Genomic DNA, 17744 nt, shown 5'->3' on the forward strand with positions numbered 1-17744 from the left:
CATGTGGTATTTCGCCTGGATCCTCGGCCTTGGCCTTGCCGTAAGCGTCGCAATCCTCAATGGCATCTGGCACGAGTTCCATTCGGACCCGGCCGGTGACAGGACCGTGCAGGACTGAACTGCGGGCGAGACAGGGGTAGGGTTGATGAAGCGGCGCATTGCCGTCATTTCGGCTGCGGCGAGCGGCATCGGCCTCGCCATTGCCGAAGCGCTCTGCGCCGATGGCTGGCTGGTCTATGCGGGGGATCAGGATGCGGCAGCGGTTGCTGCGCTTGGTCCCGAGCATGATGGCCTTGCCGCGATGGTCTGCGATGTCAGCGATGCCGCATCGGTCGAGCGGTTCTACGCGTGGGTGGAAAGCGATCTGCTGGCGCGCGGGGCTGCGGGGATCGATCTTCTGGTCAACAACGCCGGGATTGCCGGGCCAACGGCACGGTTCGAGGACCAGCCGGTCGACGCGTGGAACGCCACCATTGGCGTCAACCTCAATGGCATGTTCCTGATGACGCGCCGCGCAATTCCATTGCTGCGCCAGCGCGCGCCGGGCTCCGCCATCATCACCATGAGTTCGACTGCGGGCCTGTTCGGCTGCCCGCTGCGGGGGCCTTATGTGGCCAGCAAGTGGGCGCTGATCGGGCTCACCAAGACGCTCGCGATGGAACTCGGCCCAGAAGGCATCCGCGTTAACGCGATCTGCCCGGGCAGCGTGGAGGGGCCGCGGATCGACCGCGTGATAGCCGCCGATGCAGCAGAGCGCGGCCTGACAATCGCCGAGGTCGAGCACGAGTACAAGCGGCAGACCTCGCTGCGCACTTTCGCCACGCGCGAGGATGTGACCGCGATGGTGCAGTATCTGATGTCGCCCGCTGGGGCGCGGATTTCCGGCCAGGCGATCGCAATCGACGGCCATACCGAAAGCCTGTCGCTGGATATGGAGGCCTGATGCGCGCTGTCTGGTACGAGAGAACGGGGCCTGCTGCCGAAGTGTTGCGGCTGGGCGAAATGGAGACGCCGCAGCCGGGACCGGGCGAAGTGCGGGTGCGTCTGCACGCCTCGGGCGTTAATCCATCCGATGTGAAATCGCGCTCCGGCGTGCGGGGGCCGATCGCCTTCCCGCGCGTCATTCCCCATTCCGATGGCGCGGGTGAGATCGAGGCTGTCGGAGAGAGTGTATCGGCGGCGCGGATCGGGACGCGGGTCTGGGTGTGGAATGCGGCTTATCGGCGGCCCCTTGGCACTTGCGCCGAGTTCGTTTGCCTTCCGGACGCGCAGGCCGTTCCCTTGCCGCAGGGCACGAGTTTCGAGGCAGGCGCATGCCTTGGCATTCCGGGCTCGACCGCGTGCCATGCCGTGTTCGCCGATGGTGACGTCACCGGGCAGACCGTGCTGGTAACGGGCGGCGCGGGCGCGGTGGGGCACTATGCCATCCAGCTTGCGCGCTGGGGCGGCGCGCGGGTGATCGTGACGGTCAGCGGGCCTGAAAAGGCGGCGGCGGCCGCAGCGGCGGGCGCGCATGCGGTGATCAACTACCGTGAGGGCGATCTCGCGGCGGCGATCCTTGCGGCCAATGCGGGGCGTCCGGTCGACCGCGTGGTCGAAGTGGAGTTCGGCGGCAATCTGCCGGTGACCTCGGCGGTGATCGGTGATGGCGGAGTGATCGCGGCTTATGGCTCGATGGCCGATGCCGAGCCGAAGCTGCCGTTCTATCCGCTGATGTTCCGCCATGTGACGCTGCGGATGCTGCTGGTCTATCTGCTTTCTGCGAAGGAGCGGGCGGCGACCGTGGCGAGATTGACCGCCGCGCTGGAAGCTGGCGCGTTGCAGCACGCGATTGCTGCCACATTCGATCTTGCCGAAAGCGCCAGAGCGCACGAGGCGGTCGAATCCGGTCGGCTGATCGGGAACGGTGTGATCACGATTGGCTGAGTTTCGCGATTGACGGATGGGCAGCCTTTCGCCCATCCCCTACACGATCGCACGCACGAACCGATGCGTACGAAAGCCGGGGGTGAGACAGGATAATGGCGGCCGAAGAGCAGCAGTTCGAACAATTCGCCGGCCATCCCAAGGGTGTCTACTACCTCGCCTTCACCGAAATGTGGGAGCGCTTCTCGTTCTACGGGATGTCCGCGCTGCTCACACTCTACATGGTGAAAGAGTTGCTGCCGCTCCATGCCGGCAAAGTGCTCGGGCTCGCCGCACTGCGCCATGGGCTCAGTTTCAACGGGCCGATGAGCGATGTCGCCTTCGCCTCGATCATCTATGGCTGGTACGCAGGGCTGGTCTATTTCACACCCATCATCGGCGGCTGGGTGGCCGACCGGGTGCTGGGTCCCAAGCGGACCGTTCTGCTTGGCGTGCTGCTGATGGCCGCCGGGCACGCGGCGATGTCGTTCTACGAGAGCTTCGTCTTCGCGCTGCTGCTGCTGATACTCGGATCGGGCTTTCTGAAGGGCAATATCTCGGCGCAGGTCGGCACGCTCTACCCGCGCGAGGATGAATCGCGTCGCTCACAGGGCTACACGATCTTCGCGACCGGCATCAACATCGGCGCGGCCAGCGGTCCGGTGACGACCGGCCTCGTTGCCGCGATCTGGGGCTTTCATGCCGGCTTCGCGGTGGCGGCAGTGCTCATGCTGGTGGCCATGGTCGGCTACATCCTCGGCCAGCGCCATCTGCCCGATTCCAAGCCGCCAAAAATGAGTCCCGGAACGACCGCACGCGAAAAAGCACCGCCGCTCACGCCTGCCGAGCGTCGCCGTGTGGCGGTGCTGATTTTCGTTATCGCGCTCACGTTTCCCGCCGAGATCACCTATCCGATGGTGTGGAGCATCGGCATCCTGTGGGTCGACCAGTGGGTCAATCTTGCGACCCCGCTCGGCACCGTGCCTTCCAGCTGGTTTGCCGGCATGGATTCGTTCGGATCGATCCTTGCCGCGCCGATCCTCGTCGCGCTGTGGAGCTGGCAGGCCAAACGCGGTCAGGAACCGGCCAACGTGACCAAGCAGGGCATCGGCACGGCCATCGTTGCGTTTGCCGCGCTGCTCTTCGCGTTTTCCAACCTTGGCGTGACGCAAGAGCACGGCGTAGGTGCGTTTTGGGCCGTTGCGGGCTGGCTGATCATGGGGCTGGGCTGGATGTACTACTGGCCCACCACGATGGCGATCGTAAGCAAGGCGGCGCCTCCGCGGGTCGCCTCGACGCTGATGGGGGTTGCCTTCCTCTCACCCTTCGCCGCGCACGTGACGGCGGGGTGGGTTGGCAGTTACTTCGACACGATGAGCCCCTCCGCATTCTGGACTCTGGATGCCTCCATCGGCGTGGTTGGCGCGGCGGTGATCCTGCTTTTGCGCAAGCCGCTGATCCGCGAGCTTGACGGCACGCCGGAGGCAAAAGCCTGATGGACGAGGCCGAGTGGCAGGCGCGGGTTGATCTTGCGGCGAGCCACCGACTGGCGGTGCATTTCGGATACCACGAGGGCATCGACAACCACTTCACGCTGCTGGTGCCGGGCAACACCGACCGTTTCTTCCTCGCGCCATTCGGCCTGCACTGGTCGGAGATTCGGGCCTCCGATTTCCTCGTTGTGGATTTTGAGGGCAACAAGCTGGCGGGGAAGGGGCCGGTAGAGGATACCGCCTTCCACATCCACGCGCCGCTGCACGCGGCCCGGCCCGATGTGCGCTGCGTGATGCACACGCATATGCCCTATGCGACGGCGCTCAGCCTGCTGGAAGAGCCCGAACTCCTGATGGCCAGCCAGAATGCGATCGGTTTTGCCGGGCTGATGGCGGTTTGTGATTATGCGGGGCTGGCGCTGGACAGCGGCGAGGGCCGCCGCATGGCGGCGGCACTGGGGGACAAGGCGGTGCTGCTGCTGCGCAATCATGGCGTGGTGACGACAGGCAGCAGTGTCGCCGAAGCCTTCAACACGCTCTATTTCTTCGAGCGCGCGGCGATGACCCAGATTCTCGCGCAATCGAGCGGGCAGCGGCTGCGGCTGGTGGGCGAACCGGTGCTGGGGACCACGGTCGAGCAATATACCAGTTCCGCGCAGGTCGAAGGGTTGGACCGCATCGAGCTGCACTTCGCGGCGCTCAAGCGCATGCTGGACCGGCAGGGTTCAGACTATGCCCAGTGAGGCAGGTGCGCGCCGCATAACCGCACCACTCGTGCTCGTTGGCCTCATGGCGACGAGCCTGTTCATCAACTACATCGACCGCGGCAACCTCGCGACCGGGGCGACGCAGATCCGCGCCGACCTGAACCTCAGCGCGACCGCATATGGCGCGCTCGCGGCAGGGTTCTACTTTGCCTATGCCTTCTGCCAGCTGCCGGCCGGCGCTCTGTCAGATCGGCTGGGCGGCAAGCTGGTGCTGGGGCTGGGCGCATTGCTGTGGTCGGTTTCCACGCTGATGACGGGCTTCGTGCAAGGCTTCTATGGCCTGTTCGTGCTGCGCCTGATCCTGGGCATGGGCGAGAGCGTGGCCTTCACCACCACCTCCAAGATCATCGCCAGCAATGTGCCCAAGGCGCAGATGGGGCTGGCCAACGGGCTGATCGGCTTCGGCTATCTCGTCGGCCCGGCGGCGGGGACGCTGATCGGCGGTTTGCTGATGGCGAGATGGGGCTGGCGGCCGACTTTCGTGCTGTTCGGCGCGCTCTCGCTGTTGTGGCTGCTGCCGTGGAGCCGGGTGCGAATCAGCGCGGTAGCGTCAACGAACGACGTCGCTGGCTCGCCCGTCACGCTGCGCCAGATCCTTTCGCGCCGGGCATTATGGGGCGCTTCGCTGGGCCACTTTGCGGGCAACTGGAACTGGTACTTCATCCTCGGCTACCTGCCGATGTACCTTGAAATGCAGCGCGGCTTTTCCAAGGAGCACATGGCGACGGTCGTCTCGAGCGCCTATCTCGTCAACGCGCTGGCCGCGCTGTTTGCGGGCTGGGCGTTCGACAAGCTGATCCAGCGCGGCTGGTCACCCTCGTTCACGCTCAAGCTGCCGCTGGCGGCGGCGCATCTGGCGGGGCTGGGTTGCATGCTGGCCATGCCGTTCATGCCCATCGGTGCCTGCATCGCGCTGCTGTTCGTCTACGAGATCTTCCTCGGGTTCTCGTCGCCCGCCTATTTCATGATACCGCAGATCATGGGCGGTCCCGCCGCCGCTGCGCGCTGGGTGGGTGTGCAGAACATGATGGGCAACATGCCCGGCATCATCGGCGTGTTCTTTGCCGGCGTGCTGATCGACGCAGGCGGCGGCTCTTATGGCACAGCGTTCCTGCTGGCGGGGCTGGTCAATGTGCTCGGGCTGATTGGCTGGCTGGCCATCCTGCCGCGCGTTGCTCCGGTCGATTGGGACGCGGCCTAGAGCAGCCGATCCGATTGCATCGGACCGGCTGCTCCAGGCATTTGTTTTACCGCGTTTTCCGAGCCAGCAGGTGATTCCACCTGCTTCGAAAACGCTCTAGCGCCCCTTCCACTCCGGCGCGCGGCCTTCGGCAAAGGCGCGCGGACCTTCAAGCGCATCGTCCGATTGCAGCATGGCCTGGTAGGACGGGATGGCGCCGCTGCGCATCAGCTTGTAGCCCGCTTCCACTTCCATACCGGCGGTATCGCGAAGGATATCGCGCGCGGCAGTGATGGCGAGCGGGGCGGAACGGGCGATGATCGTCGCCAGTTCGAGCGCGGCTTCGATCAATGCGTCGCCCGGCACGACGCGGCTGGCAAGGCCGAGCGCTGCTGCCTCGTCCGCATCCATCCGCCGCCCGGTCAGGATAATCTCGCGCGCAATCCGCTCCGGGATGGTCTTGGGCAGGCGCAGCAGGCCGCCGGAATCGGGAAGCATGCCGAGTTGCGCTTCGGGCAGCCAGAACTTCGCGGTCTCGCTCGCGACGATCAGGTCAGCCGCCAGCGCCAGCTCGAACCCGCCGCCCACCGCAAGGCCATTGACCGCTGCGATCACCGGCTTGGTGAGGCTGAAGTATTCGGTGAGCCCAGCAAAGCCGCCAGGACCATGATCGGCATCGACCGCTTCGCCATCATTGGCGGCGCCGAGGTCCCAACCGGCGGAAAAGAAACGCCCGGTGCCAGTGACGATCCCCACGCGCAGGGCCGGATCATCGTTCAGCGCCTTGAACGCGGCGTAAAGTTCGAGGCTGGTGGCCACGTCGATGGCATTGGCCTTGGGCCGGTCGAGCGTGATGATCAGGATCCCGTCCCGCCGGTCGAGCTTTACTGCGGTCATGGCTGAGCATCCCTGATCCGGATCAGCGCGTCCACCGCAACGGCACCGCTTTGCAGCGCAAGCAGCGGATTGACGTCCATTTCCTCCAGTCGGTCCGCATGGTCCATGGCCCATGCGGCGATCCGGGCGATGGCGTCGACCAGCGCCGCCATGTCGCAGCCCGGCTTGCCGCGATAGCCTGTCAGCAGCTTGTGAAGCGGCAGGCGGGCAAGCGCATCCTCGATATCGGCGCGGCTGGCGGGGAGAAGGACCTGCGCTGTCTGACGCAGTAGTTCGACAAAAATGCCGCCAGCGCCGATGGTGAGGAACAGGCCGAACTGCGGATCGCGGCCAACGCCCACAATCAGTTCAGCCACTGCACCGCCGACCATTTCCTCGATCAGGAACTGGTCCGAGAGCCCTGCCATGCCATATGCGGCAGCAAGGATCGCCTCGCGGCTGGAGAGGCCGAGCGCGACACCGCCCACTTCGGTTTTGTGGGCAAGATCGGCACCTACCGCTTTGAGAACAAGCGGGAATGGCGCGGGCAATGCAGCATCGGCAAGGTCCGCACGGCAAAGCACGCGCCCGCGCGGCACGGGCACGCCGACAGCAGCGAGCGCGGCCTTGCTGCGCACTTCGTCCCACATCCTGGCATCGCCTGCGCCCGGCAGGGGCTGCTGGGCAAGTGCGGCGGGGGCAGGGCGCGCCCATGCCTCACCGATGTGGGCCGCGGCGGCGATGGCGCGCAGCGCTTCGGCAAGACCGGCGGCGGGCAGGATGCCATCGGCCATGAGCGCGGCGGCGACGGGTTCGGGCATCGTCTCGGCAAGGCTGCTCGCCACGATGCGCACCGTGCCTTGTGGTGCCGGGTGCGCGCGCCACGCGGCGCGGAAGGCGGCGAGGGTCACGTCCCAATCGGCGGCCGTGCAGCGATCGGCGCGGGGGAAATCGAGGATCAGCAGCGACGCTTCGAACCCCGCACTCATCATCGCGCCGAAGCAGGCTGTCTGCGCCGCTTCATCGCCCCAGATATAGGTGTGGTAGTCGAGCGGGTTGGCGACATGGACGCGCGGGCCGAGGACTTCTTCCAGCGCGGCCTGCGCGGCGGCGGGAAAGTCCGGCGTCTCCAGCCCGGCGGCCTCGGCCAGATCGGCGGTGAGCGAGGCTTCGCCGCCCGAACAGCTGGCACTGGTGATCCGCCGCCCGCGCAAGGGGCCCGCGACATGCAGCAGCTTGAGCGTTTCGAGGAAGGTGGCAGGGTCGTGCGCGCGGGCGATTCCGTAGCGGGCGAACAGCGCATCGCACAGCGCATCGGCCCCGGCGAGCGAACTGGTGTGCGACATGGTGAGCGCCGCGCCCTTGGCCGAAGCGCCCGTCTTGAGCGCGACGATGGGCACGCCAGCGGTGCGCGCGGCAAGGCAGGCTTCGGAGAAGCGGGCGACCGAGCCGAGGCCTTCGAGATGGAGACCGATGGCGCTGACGCGTTCATCCGCGATCAAGGCTTCGATGAGGTCGGCCGGCGTAACATCGGCACAATTCCCGACCGAGATGACATAACCAACGGGCAACCCGCGCGCCTGCATGGTGAGATTGAGCGCGAGGTTGCCGCTTTGGCTGACGATGGCGACGCCCCTTTGACCATCTGGGCCGTGATCGATGGGCAGGCAGCCATGCTGATCGGGCCAGAGCGCCACGCGGTCGAACAGGTTGAGCATGCCGTAGCAATTGGGGCCGATGAGCGGCACGCCCTGCGCGGCGGCGAGCAGCGCGGCCTGCCGTTCGCGGCCTTCCTCACCGCTTTCGGCAAAATCTGCGGCGTAGCAGATAGCGCCGCCAGTCCCTGCCAGCTCCCCTGCCAGCGCGATGGTGGCGGGCGCGGGGGCGGCGATGAACACCGCGTCTGGCGCCTCAGGCAGCGCCGCCATTTCGGCAAAGCACGGCAAGCCGCCCATCTCCGCCCGTTTCGGGTTTACCGGCCAGATCGGCCCGGCAAACCCCAGAGCACGGCATTGGCGCACGGCTTCCTCAGCCGCCTTGCCGCCGACAATCGCCAAGCTGCGCGGGCGCAGCAGGCGGGCGAGGCGATCCGAGGTCACGCCTCCAGCGGGCGCAGCAGTGCGCGGCTGATGATGTGGCGCTGGATCTCGCTGGTGCCGTCCCAGATGCGTTCGACGCGGGCATCGCGCCAGAAGCGTTCGATGGGCAATTCATCCATCAGGCCCATGCCGCCGAAGATCTGCAGCGCATTGTCCGTAACGCGGGCAAGGGCTTCGGAGGCGAACAGCTTGGCCATGGCCGCATCGGTATCGGTCATCGTGCCCTGATCGTCCTTCCACGCGGCGCGGAAAGTGAGGAGTTCGGCGGCTTCGAGTTCGGTCTTCATGTCCGCCAGCTTGAAGCCGGTGCCCTGGAATTTGCCGATGGCCTGCCCGAACTGCTTGCGCGTGGCGGCCCACTGCGTCGCCATTTCGAGCACGCGCTGCCCGCGCCCGACCGAAGTTGTCGCCACTTGCAAGCGGGTCGAGCCGAGCCACTGGCCCATGAGGTCAAAGCCCCTGTCTAGCTCGCCCAGAAGGCTGGAGGCGGGGACGCGGCAATCCTCGAAGATCAGCTCGCACTGGTGATAGCCCCGGTGCGAGACGCACTTGGGGCCGCGCCGGCGCGTAAGGCCGGGCGTATCAAAATCGACGAGGAAGCAGCTGATCGTCTTCTTGCCGCCCGCTTCGCCAGTCGCCGCGCAGAGGATCACGAAATCGGCGACGTCGGCGTGGCTGATGAAGTGCTTGCTGCCGTTGATCACGAAGTCATCGCCATCCCGGCGCGCGAATGTGCGCATCGAGCGCACGTCCGAACCGGCATCGGGCTCGGTCATGGCAAGGCAATCGTGCCGCTCGCCCCGGATCGTGGGGAGGAGGTACTCCTCGATCTGGCTGCCCTCGCACCCGCGCAGGATATTGCTGGGGCGGGCGATCATCATTTGCAGGCCATAGCTGGCGCGGCCGAGTTCGCGCTCCATCAGCGTGGTATCGAACGTGCCAAGGCCCCCGCCGCCGAGCTCTGCGGGCATGTTGACCGCATAGAGCCCGAGCGCCTGCGACTTGGCGCGGATTTCGGCGGCCAGATCGTCCGGCACGCTGTCGGTTTCTTCGACCATCTTCTCGTGCGGATAAAGCTCGGTCTCGACAAAGCGGCGTACCGTTTCGACCAGCATCTGCTGTTCTGAGGAAAGTTCGAAATGCATCACGTCTTGTCCCGTCTGATACCGATGGAGCGGCCCACTTGCGCAGGGCGTTCGAGCCCGGCGTGCGCGGCGAGCACCGCATGCACCCGCGCGTGAAGCTCGGGCGGCATGGGGGCGGAGCGCCCCGCTGTCATGTCGACATGCACCAGCATCTGCTCACCGGTCGCCAGCAGTTCGCCTGTTTCACCGTGGTGCATCGTGTGGAAGATGTGGAGGCGCTTGTCGTCCGCGTCGATCAGTTGCAGCGCCAGATCGAGCGGATCGCCGAGGTGCGCTTCGGCGAGGTTGAAGATCATCGTCTGCACGGTGAACAGCGAATGGCCTGCCGCGCGGTAGGTCTCGTCGATACCGATCTTGCGGAAGAACGCGTCCGACTGGTCCCCGAAGACGAGGAGATAACAGGATTCGCTCATGTGCCCGTTGTAGTCGACCCATTCGCGCGGGACGGTCGGGCGGATCAGGCGCAGCGGGGCAGGGATCAGCTCGCCGGGCTGGAAGGGCTCGGCTGCCACGCCTTCAAGCGGGGTGGTGAGGCCGTGGGTCTGATCGTCACTCATGGGCGGCATGGTCCGGCTCCCTTGGGGCGGTCTTGCGGCCCTGCCAAGCGCAAACGCCGAGCGTGTCGCCCTGTGGCAGCGCAGCAGGTTGGACAAGGCCGGGCAGCAGCCGGGCGCGTCCCTGCGCGCAGACCAGCGTCTTGCCACTTTGGCCAGAAACATCGAGCAGGAGCTGGTCCCAGTGGCGATACTGCACGTCGTGCCCTTCGCCCGGATAGCGGCGGAACGTAACCTTGCTCGCGACTTTTCCGGCCCAGAATTCGCCTTGCGCGGGCGGGACCAGCTTGTCTGCCTCGCCGTAGTAGAAGAACGCGGGGGCCGGAAAGGCCGCTACGGGCGCGGGAGCCTTGCAGAAGCTGCGGTATTCGCGGGAGACCGCGCGCGCGTCGCCGCGCTGTCCGGCGATGAAATAGGCGTGGGCGCCCTCATCCGCCGCGCGGTCGATAAAGCCGGGGACTCTGGCCGCGACACCATCCGGCGGCATTGCCCAGAATTCGCGCGGAGCACCGACCTGCTTTGCCAGCATGGCTTCCAGCGCGGCGGGATCGGCGGTGCAGACCGGGTTGCTCGCCGGTGCGGAGGCGATGGCCGCGAGCATGTGCCACGAGTTGATCCGCTCCGGCATGGCGGCGGCGATGTGTCCGGCATAGGCCCCGCCGCCGGAGATCGCGACAAGCGCAAACTTGCCGATGCCGAGGTGGCCGAGGACTTGCTGCACCTCGCTGGTGTAGTCGGCGAAGGTCCACGCCGGGTCATAGCCGGTATCGCCAAGGCCATTGCGCTCCACAGCCACGATCCGCACCTTGAGGCGGCGGCGCAGGGTATCGAGGAAGGCGACCAGTTCGGGCGCACGGGCGCTGGTTCCCACACCGCCGATGAACAGCATCGGGCGCCAGCCTGCCTCGCCGGTATCGGTGTAATGGACCGTCCGGCCCTCGCGGGTCTTGAAGCTCTCTACAGGAGTGCCGATCGGATCGAACCGGTCTGGAAAAGCGATGGGCTTCGCGGCCACCGGAGCGGCCAGCACGATCAAAAGCAGCGCCAGGATGCCGCGGATCACCGCACCGGCTCCGTTTCCAGATTGTGGTCGAGCTCGGGGATCATCGCCAGTTCTCTGGTCAGATCGAGATTGCGGCAGAGCAGGAGGTAGACGGCGGCCGAGACAGGCAGGCCGACCAGCATCGACACATCCGCCCCGCCCAGCGCGCGCGCCACCGGGCCGACAAAGAGCTCGGTCTTGAAGAAGGGGATCATCGCGACGAAGCCCGCCGCATAGGCGGTCAGGCCGCGCCAGTTCCAGCGGCCGTAAATGCCGTCTGCCATGAACATGGCGCGGATCGAATAGTGCCCTTTCCGCACGAAGAAGAAGTCCGCCAGGTTGATCGCGGTCCACGGCGTGAAGAGGTAGACGAGCACGCCGAGGAATGCCTCGAACCCGTGCAGCACGTTGCCGCCCATGCCGAGCGAGAGCGAGAGCGAGGCGATGAGACAGACGACGAGCGCGGCAAGGCGGGCAGGTGCGCCGAGCGGAATGGGCTTCACGCTGTCAATCACGCTGAGCAGGGTGAGCGAGGAGCCATAGAGATTGAGCGAGGTGATCGTGATGAGGCCGAAGAAGCTGGCAGCGAGCATGAACAAGCCGAACCCGCCGAACATCGCGTCTGCGCTGCGGCGGAGCGCCACGACGATATCGGGATCGGTGAAGGTTGCCCCGGCGAAGGCTCCCACCAGCATCATCCACGTGCCGCCGATGAACGCGCCGCAGAAGGTCCACAGGAAGGCGGACTTGATGCCGACTTCGCGCGGGAGATAGCGCGAATAGTCCGATACATAGATCGACCAGCTGAGCTGATAGCCCGCCGCCGCGAAGAACTGGACGAGGAACAGCGTGGGCTTGAATTCCCCGGGCTTCAGCAGCGCGCCAAGATCGAAGGCGGTGAAGAAGCCCACCGTATAGACCGCCAGCGCGGCCAGCATGATGTAGGCGAGCACGCGCTGGGTGCTGTGGATCACGTCATAGCCGATCCCCGCCACCAGCGCCGCCACTAGCCCGAAACCGATGATCGCCGGCGCCTCGGGCAGGCCGACGAGTTCCTTCAGGGTGCTGGCCGCCAGCGACTGGTTGAGCGCGTTGAAGCCGATATAAGTGAACAGCGCCACGATCCACACCAAGAGCGCGCCGATATAGCCGAATTGGGGGCGTGACTGGATCATCTGCGGCAGGCCGAGGTGCGGCCCTTGCGTGCAGTGCAGCGCCATCAGCACCGTGCCCAGCGCGCAGCCACCGATCACCGCAAGGCTCGACCAGAACAAGTCCAGCCCGCCCACCACGCTGATCGCGCCCGTGGCTAGCGTGGCAAGGTGAGCATCGCCCATGAACCACACCGGCCACAGGTGATGCACCTTGCCGCGCCGTTCGGCGAGGGGGATGTAATCGATCGAGCGGCTTTCAACCAAGGCCATGCGGTCTGCGTCTCCCCCTAGTGCGCGCGGCTAGCCCGGCATCCTGATCTGGCGGCCCACGCCATTGGACGGCGGCAGGTGCGCTTGCCCTGCCACGAGCACTGCGGCAGCCGCGCGCATCGCTTCGGGCGCAGGAGCCGACTTTTCAGCGGCGGCGTCGACATGGACGAGCATGTGTTCGGCGGTTGCGATCACAGCTTCCTCGGCCCCCCGCACCATTTCGTGGAACAGGTGGAGCCGCTTGCCATCGCAGGCCAGCACGCGGGTGCGCACTTCCACGCTATCACCCAGCCTCGCCTGCCCTAGGTGGCGGATATGCGTTTCGACCGTGTACCACGAATGGCCCGCCGCGACGTAATCCGCACCCGCGCCGATAGCTGCGAGCACGACATCGGTGCCATCGCCGAACAGCTTGAGGTAGCAGTATTCGGTCAGGTGCTCATTGTAGTCGATCCATTCGGGCTGGACGGCGCACGCGATGGTGAGCATGCGCCCGTCGCCCATCAGCGAACCGATGGCTGGGGCAGCGCTTGCCTGCTCCGCCACCAGCCGCGCCCGGTGCGCGCGCGCGACCTGACCCGAAGCGAAATCGTTGCGTTCCAGCGCGTGGGTGAGGTCGACAAGGCAGTCGTCGCGCAGCTTTTCATAGGTGCGCAAGTCGATCCCGCCAGCTTGCTCGTCGCTCTGGCGGGAAATGGTCTCGATCAGCTCATCGGTCAGCTTGGGGCCGATCAGCTTGGTCCACGGCCATTCCATCGACGGGCCGAACTGGTGGAGGAAGTGGCGCATCCCTTCCTCGCCGCCCGCCAGCCGGTAGACAAGGAACGTGCCCATGAACGACCAGCGCATCCCTGCGCCAAAGCGCACGGCATCGTCGATCTCGGAGGCGGTCGCTACCCCGTCGTTGATCAGCCACAGCGCCTCGCGCCAGACGGCCTCGAGCAGGCGGTCGGCGATGAAGCCGTCGATCTCCTTGCGGACGTGAAGGACCTTCATGCCGATCCGCGTGTAAACCGCGGCGGCGATGTCTCTGGTCTGCTGGCTGGTCTGGTCCCCGCCGCAGATTTCGACGAGCGGCAGGAGATAGACCGGATTGAACGGATGGCCGACCACCAGCCGATCTGGCCGCGCCATGCCCGATTGAAGCTTGGTGGGGAGCAGTCCCGAGGTGGAAGAGCCGATCACCGCATGGGCAGGCATCGCCGCGTCCATTTCCGCCAGTAGGCGGATCTTGAGATCCTCGCGCTCGGGCAGGCTTTCCTGAATGAAATCAGCCTCACGCACCGCGTCCTGAATGCTGGCTGCGAAGGTCACGGTGCCTTCGGCGGGCAGCGCATTGCCGAACAGGCGGGTGAGCGCGCGGCGGGCATTGGCGATCACCGCCGTGGTCTTGCGCTCGATCTCGGGATCAGGATCGTAGATCGAAGCATCGATCCCGTTGAGCACGAAGCGCGCGGCCCAACCGGCACCGATCACGCCGCCGCCGACGATGCCGACCCGGTTGATCTCTGGGCGAATGTCTGGGGTCATCGTCGGTCCCTCAGCGCTTCTGCAGCTTGAGCTTTGTGCGCACTTCGGCGGGCGTCAGGATCCGGGCGCCCATGCCGGTCAGGATCTGCACTGCGCGCTCTGTGAGCTGGCCATTGGTCGCCAGCTGGCCCTTGCCGAGATAGAGATTGTCCTCCAGACCCACACGCACATTGCCCCCGGCAAGCGCCGCCATGGCAACAAAGGGCAGCTGATTGCGCCCGATGGAAAAGCCACTGAAAATCGCGCCCGGCGGCAGCTGGTGGACCATCGCCATCGTCGTCAGCGGATCGTCCGGTGCGCCATAGGGGATGCCCATGCACAGCTGGATCATCACCGGATCATCAAGCAGCCCATCACGGATCAGCTCCTTCACGAACACGAGGTGCCCGGTATCGAACACTTCGAGTTCGGGCCGCACGCCAAGGCGCTGCACTTCGGCGGCCATGGTGCGCAGCATGCCGGGCGTGTTGGTCATCACGTAATCCGCTTCGGCAAAGTTCATCGTGCCGCAATCGAGCGTGCAGATCTCGGGCAGCAGTTCCTGCACGTGGAGCAGCCGCTCCATCGGGCCGACCATGTCGGTGCCGGCCTCATCAAGCGGGAAGGGGTTCTCGCCGGGGCCGAACACGATATCGCCGCCCATGCCGGCAGTTAGGTTGATCACGACATCGGTATCGCTCGCGCGGATCCGTTCGACCACTTCGCGGTAGAGCGCAACATCGCGGCTACCCTTACCGGTTTCAGGATCGCGGACGTGGATGTGCGCGATCGCGGCGCCTGCCTTCGCTGCCTCGATCGCCGCATCGGCGATCTGCGCGGGGGTGATGGGCAGGCCCGGATGCTTGTCGGCGGTGCTGCCCGAGCCGGTGACGGCGCAGGTGATGAACGTCTCGAAATTCATGGGGCTCCCTCTCTGCCTTGACCGCAGAGCTTAATCGCGCGGGTCGGGATTGGAATGGCGAAATCGGCCTATGCCAGAAAATCGGGGCCGGCCTCAGTATTCTTAATGGTGAGGCAAAGCGCCGCTCATACTTTCAGCATCCGCGCGATTGCGCTGAGGAGGTCGCGTGTGAATGCCTTGGCGGCAGCGGCTTCGGTCACTGCGTTGAAGGCGTGGATCGCGCCGGGATAGGAGTGAAGCTCCACCGGCACGCCCGCCTTCACCAGGCGCAGCGCGTAATCCAGGTCCTCGTCAAGGAACAGGTCGAGGCTGCCGGTGCCGATCCAGGTCGGCGGGAGGCCTGCAAGGTCTTCGGCGAGCGAAGGGGAAAACCAGCCCTTGTGCGCATCGTCGGCGGCATAGTCGCCGCGCAGGGCTTCCCAGCCAAAGCGGTTGTGCGCGCGGGTCCAGACGAATTCGCCGGTGGTCGGGTTGCCATAAGGGCAGGGATCGCTGCCGGAGCGGTGATCGAGCATCGGATAGGTGAGGATCTGCGCGGCGAGCGCCGGGCCGCCAAGATCGCGCGCCATGAGCGCGGTCGCCGCCGCAAGCCCGCCGCCAGCGCTTTCCCCGGTGATGCCGATGCGCGCGGGATCTATGCCGAGTTCGTCGGCGCTGGCCGCCAGCCATTTGAGCGCGGCGTAGCAATCCTGCTGCGGGGCGGGGAAGGGGTGCTCGGGCGCAAGGCGGTATTCGACCGAGGCGACGGGAATGCCGAGCGCCGCCGCGATGCCGGAAGGCCCCTGCTGCATCGAACGCGCGGAGCCGATGACCATGCCGCCACCGTGGACATGAAGCAGGGCAGCGCGGCCTTTCGTTCCGGGGGCCGGATCGTACCAATAGACCTCCAGCGGCCCGCCTTCACCCGCGATCACCTTGACCTCCGCCGCGATGGGCGGCGCGCCGACGAAGGCGAAGCGGCCTTCGGATTCGATGCGGATGGTGGGCAAAGCCTCGCGCGTGAAGGCATTTTCTGGCAGCAGATCGATCAGCGGCAGGAGTTCCGGATCGACCAGATGGCGGGTGTTCATGCAGGCATCCTCGTACGGTTGGCTTTGCGCTCTCACCCTCTTCATTGCGGGGCGGCTGGCACTCGGCAAGGGCAAACTGCAGGTGCAAGGCGCCCTCGCGTTTCGCACCGTGGCGCAGCGCATCGCGGCGGTTGTTTTTGCGCGGGCCGGGGCGCACAACCGGCATGTGGCCGGGAGGCGCCACGTCCGGGAGAGACCATGACGACCGTTCGCGAGGCGACTTTCGCCCTGCTTGAAGCCTATGGAATGACGACGATCTTCGGCAATCCGGGATCGACCGAGTTGCCGATGTTCCGCGATTTTCCGGAGCATTTCCGCTACGTACTAGGCCTGCAGGAATCCGTCGTGCTCGCGATGGCCGATGGCTATGCACAGGCCACTCGCAATGCGGCGCTGGTCAATCTGCACAGCTCGGCCGGGACCGGCCATGCGCTCGGCAATCTCTTCACCGCCTACAAGAACCAAACGCCGCTGGTAGTGACTGCCGGCCAGCAGGCGCGCTCGATCCTGCCCTACGAGCCGTTCCTCTTCGCCCAGCAGGCGACCGAGTTTCCCAAGCCGTTCGTGAAGTGGGCCTGCGAGCCGGCGCGGGCGGAAGACGTTCCTGCCGCAATCGCGCGCGCCTATCATGTCGCGATGGAGCCGCCATGGGGCCCCACGTTCGTCTCGGTGCCCATTGACGATTGGGATCAGCCCTGCGAGCCCATCCCCGCGCGCCGCATGTTCGCGCGCAATCCCGGCGATCCGGCGGCGCTTGCGGAAGTGGCGGCAGCGCTGGCGAAGGCCGCGAGCCCGGTTATCGTGGTGGGTGCGGGGGCCGGACGAGACGGGGCTTGGGATCAGGTCATCGCGCTTGCCGAGCGCCACGGCGCGGGCGTCTGGGTCGCGCCGCTATCCTCGCAGTGCAGCTTTCCCGAAAACCACCCGCTGTTCCGAGGCTTTCTGACCGCCGGGCGCGAGGCGATCGTCGAGAGCCTTGCCGGGCACGATCTGATCCTCGTGCTGGGCGGGCCGATGTCGCTCTACCATGTCGAAGGGTTCGGGCCGCATGTGCCGGAGGGCGCAAGTCTCTGGTTTATCGGTGATAATCCGGTCCATGCGGCGTGGCTGCCCGAAGGCAATGCCGTGGTGGCCAATTGTCGGCTTGCGCTGGATACGCTGCTCGCCGCCGCCGCGCCGGTGCAGCGCGATCCACCGCCGCCGCCTGCGCCGCTGCCGAGGCTGGATGGAAGCGTGATGACCGATGCCTACGTCCTGCAACAGATCGCTGCGCTGCGCCCCGCGCGCTCGATCATCGTGGAGGAAGCCGCTTCCAGCCGGGGCGCGATGCATGAGCGCCTGCCGATCACCGAGCGCGACACGTTCTACACGACGGCCAGCGGCGGTCTCGGCTACGGCCTCCCCGCCGCGATCGGCACCGCACTTGCACGCCGCGGCGACAAGGTCGTCGCGGTGCTGGGTGACGGCGCCAGCATGTACGCGATCCAGGGCCTTCATGCCGCGGCGCAGCTGGGCACGCCGGTCAGCTTCGTGATCATCAAGAACGGGCGCTACGAGGCGCTCCACAGCTTTGGTCGCAAGTTCGGCATGCAATCGCTGCCGGGTACGCAGCTGCCCCATCTCGATTTCTGCGCGCTGGCACAGGCGCTAGGCGTGGCAGCGCGGCGGGCGGACACGGCGGCGGCACTCGACGAGGCGCTGGCGTGGTCGTTTGCCGCCGATGTCCCGACCCTCGTGGAGGCTGTCGTCGACTAACTG

At 66.2% G+C, this 17744-nt stretch carries 16 protein-coding genes; 7 read left to right on the forward strand and 9 right to left on the reverse strand.

From position 1 onward, the window contains the following. The first annotated feature begins 1 nt into the window (after window position 1). From cydX to ACO06X_RS00115, 6 genes are all read left to right on the forward strand, one after another. On the forward strand, window positions 2-118 hold the full coding sequence (gene cydX, locus ACO06X_RS00090) for a cytochrome bd-I oxidase subunit CydX (RefSeq protein WP_298170350.1): 117 nt from the start codon (window positions 2-4) through the stop codon (window positions 116-118). 27 nt (window positions 119-145) lie between these two features. Continuing rightward, window positions 146-943, forward strand: a complete 798-nt coding sequence (locus tag ACO06X_RS00095) for an SDR family oxidoreductase (RefSeq protein WP_421837999.1) — start codon at window positions 146-148, stop codon at window positions 941-943. After that, window positions 943-1926 (forward strand): NADPH:quinone reductase, encoded by a 984-nt coding sequence (locus ACO06X_RS00100; RefSeq protein WP_421838000.1) that lies wholly within the window; start codon window positions 943-945, stop codon window positions 1924-1926. The genes ACO06X_RS00095 and ACO06X_RS00100 overlap by 1 nt, the downstream gene beginning before the upstream one ends. A 95-nt stretch (window positions 1927-2021) precedes the next feature. Continuing rightward, window positions 2022-3401, forward strand: coding sequence for a peptide MFS transporter (locus ACO06X_RS00105; RefSeq protein ID WP_421838001.1), 1380 nt, complete (start codon window positions 2022-2024; stop codon window positions 3399-3401). After that, window positions 3401-4141 carry an aldolase gene (locus ACO06X_RS00110; protein ID WP_421838002.1) on the forward strand — a complete coding sequence of 247 codons (741 nt, stop codon included), beginning with the start codon at window positions 3401-3403 and terminating at the stop codon, window positions 4139-4141. The genes ACO06X_RS00105 and ACO06X_RS00110 overlap by 1 nt, the downstream gene beginning before the upstream one ends. Further along, on the forward strand, window positions 4131-5366 hold the full coding sequence (locus ACO06X_RS00115; protein ID WP_421838003.1) for an MFS transporter: 1236 nt from the start codon (window positions 4131-4133) through the stop codon (window positions 5364-5366). The genes ACO06X_RS00110 and ACO06X_RS00115 overlap by 11 nt, the downstream gene beginning before the upstream one ends. A 96-nt stretch (window positions 5367-5462) precedes the next feature. On the opposite strand, the gene ACO06X_RS00120 is transcribed toward ACO06X_RS00115, so the two are convergent. The 9 genes from ACO06X_RS00120 to ACO06X_RS00160 all read right to left on the reverse strand — a co-directional run bounded on the left by ACO06X_RS00120 (window position 5463) and on the right by ACO06X_RS00160 (window position 15986). Continuing rightward, on the reverse strand, window positions 5463-6242 hold the full coding sequence (locus ACO06X_RS00120; RefSeq protein WP_421838004.1) for an enoyl-CoA hydratase-related protein: 780 nt from the start codon (window positions 6240-6242) through the stop codon (window positions 5463-5465). Beyond that, window positions 6239-8320, reverse strand: coding sequence for an acetate--CoA ligase family protein (locus tag ACO06X_RS00125; protein ID WP_421838005.1), 2082 nt, complete (start codon window positions 8318-8320; stop codon window positions 6239-6241). Before ACO06X_RS00125 ends, ACO06X_RS00120 begins: the two co-directional genes overlap by 4 nt. Next, window positions 8317-9465 (reverse strand): acyl-CoA dehydrogenase family protein, encoded by a 1149-nt coding sequence (locus tag ACO06X_RS00130; protein WP_421838006.1) that lies wholly within the window; start codon window positions 9463-9465, stop codon window positions 8317-8319. Before ACO06X_RS00130 ends, ACO06X_RS00125 begins: the two co-directional genes overlap by 4 nt. Continuing rightward, window positions 9465-10031 (reverse strand): thioesterase family protein, encoded by a 567-nt coding sequence (locus ACO06X_RS00135; protein ID WP_421838007.1) that lies wholly within the window; start codon window positions 10029-10031, stop codon window positions 9465-9467. The genes ACO06X_RS00130 and ACO06X_RS00135 overlap by 1 nt, the downstream gene beginning before the upstream one ends. Then, window positions 10015-11082 carry an alpha/beta fold hydrolase gene (locus tag ACO06X_RS00140; RefSeq protein ID WP_421838008.1) on the reverse strand — a complete coding sequence of 356 codons (1068 nt, stop codon included), beginning with the start codon at window positions 11080-11082 and terminating at the stop codon, window positions 10015-10017. Before ACO06X_RS00140 ends, ACO06X_RS00135 begins: the two co-directional genes overlap by 17 nt. Beyond that, entirely contained in the window at window positions 11079-12485 is a 1407-nt protein-coding gene (locus ACO06X_RS00145) for a purine-cytosine permease family protein (protein ID WP_421838009.1), read from the reverse strand. Before ACO06X_RS00145 ends, ACO06X_RS00140 begins: the two co-directional genes overlap by 4 nt. Before the next feature lie 30 nt (window positions 12486-12515). After that, entirely contained in the window at window positions 12516-14015 is a 1500-nt protein-coding gene (locus ACO06X_RS00150) for a carnitine 3-dehydrogenase (RefSeq protein WP_421838010.1), read from the reverse strand. A 10-nt stretch (window positions 14016-14025) separates the two neighbouring features. Beyond that, window positions 14026-14916, reverse strand: a complete 891-nt coding sequence (locus ACO06X_RS00155) for a 3-keto-5-aminohexanoate cleavage protein (protein WP_421838011.1) — start codon at window positions 14914-14916, stop codon at window positions 14026-14028. 125 nt (window positions 14917-15041) lie between these two features. Then, a complete protein-coding gene (locus ACO06X_RS00160) occupies window positions 15042-15986 on the reverse strand; it encodes an alpha/beta hydrolase (RefSeq protein ID WP_421838012.1) in 945 nt (314 codons plus the stop codon). Window positions 15987-16184: 198 nt separating this feature from the next. Between ACO06X_RS00160 and mdlC the strand changes: the two genes are divergently transcribed. Beyond that, window positions 16185-17741 carry a benzoylformate decarboxylase gene (gene mdlC / locus ACO06X_RS00165; protein ID WP_421838013.1) on the forward strand — a complete coding sequence of 519 codons (1557 nt, stop codon included), beginning with the start codon at window positions 16185-16187 and terminating at the stop codon, window positions 17739-17741. Window positions 17742-17744 lie beyond the last annotated feature (3 nt).

The sequence above is a fragment of the Novosphingobium sp. genome, assembly GCF_965229225.1.
Taxonomy (GTDB): Bacteria; Pseudomonadota; Alphaproteobacteria; order Sphingomonadales; family Sphingomonadaceae; genus Novosphingobium.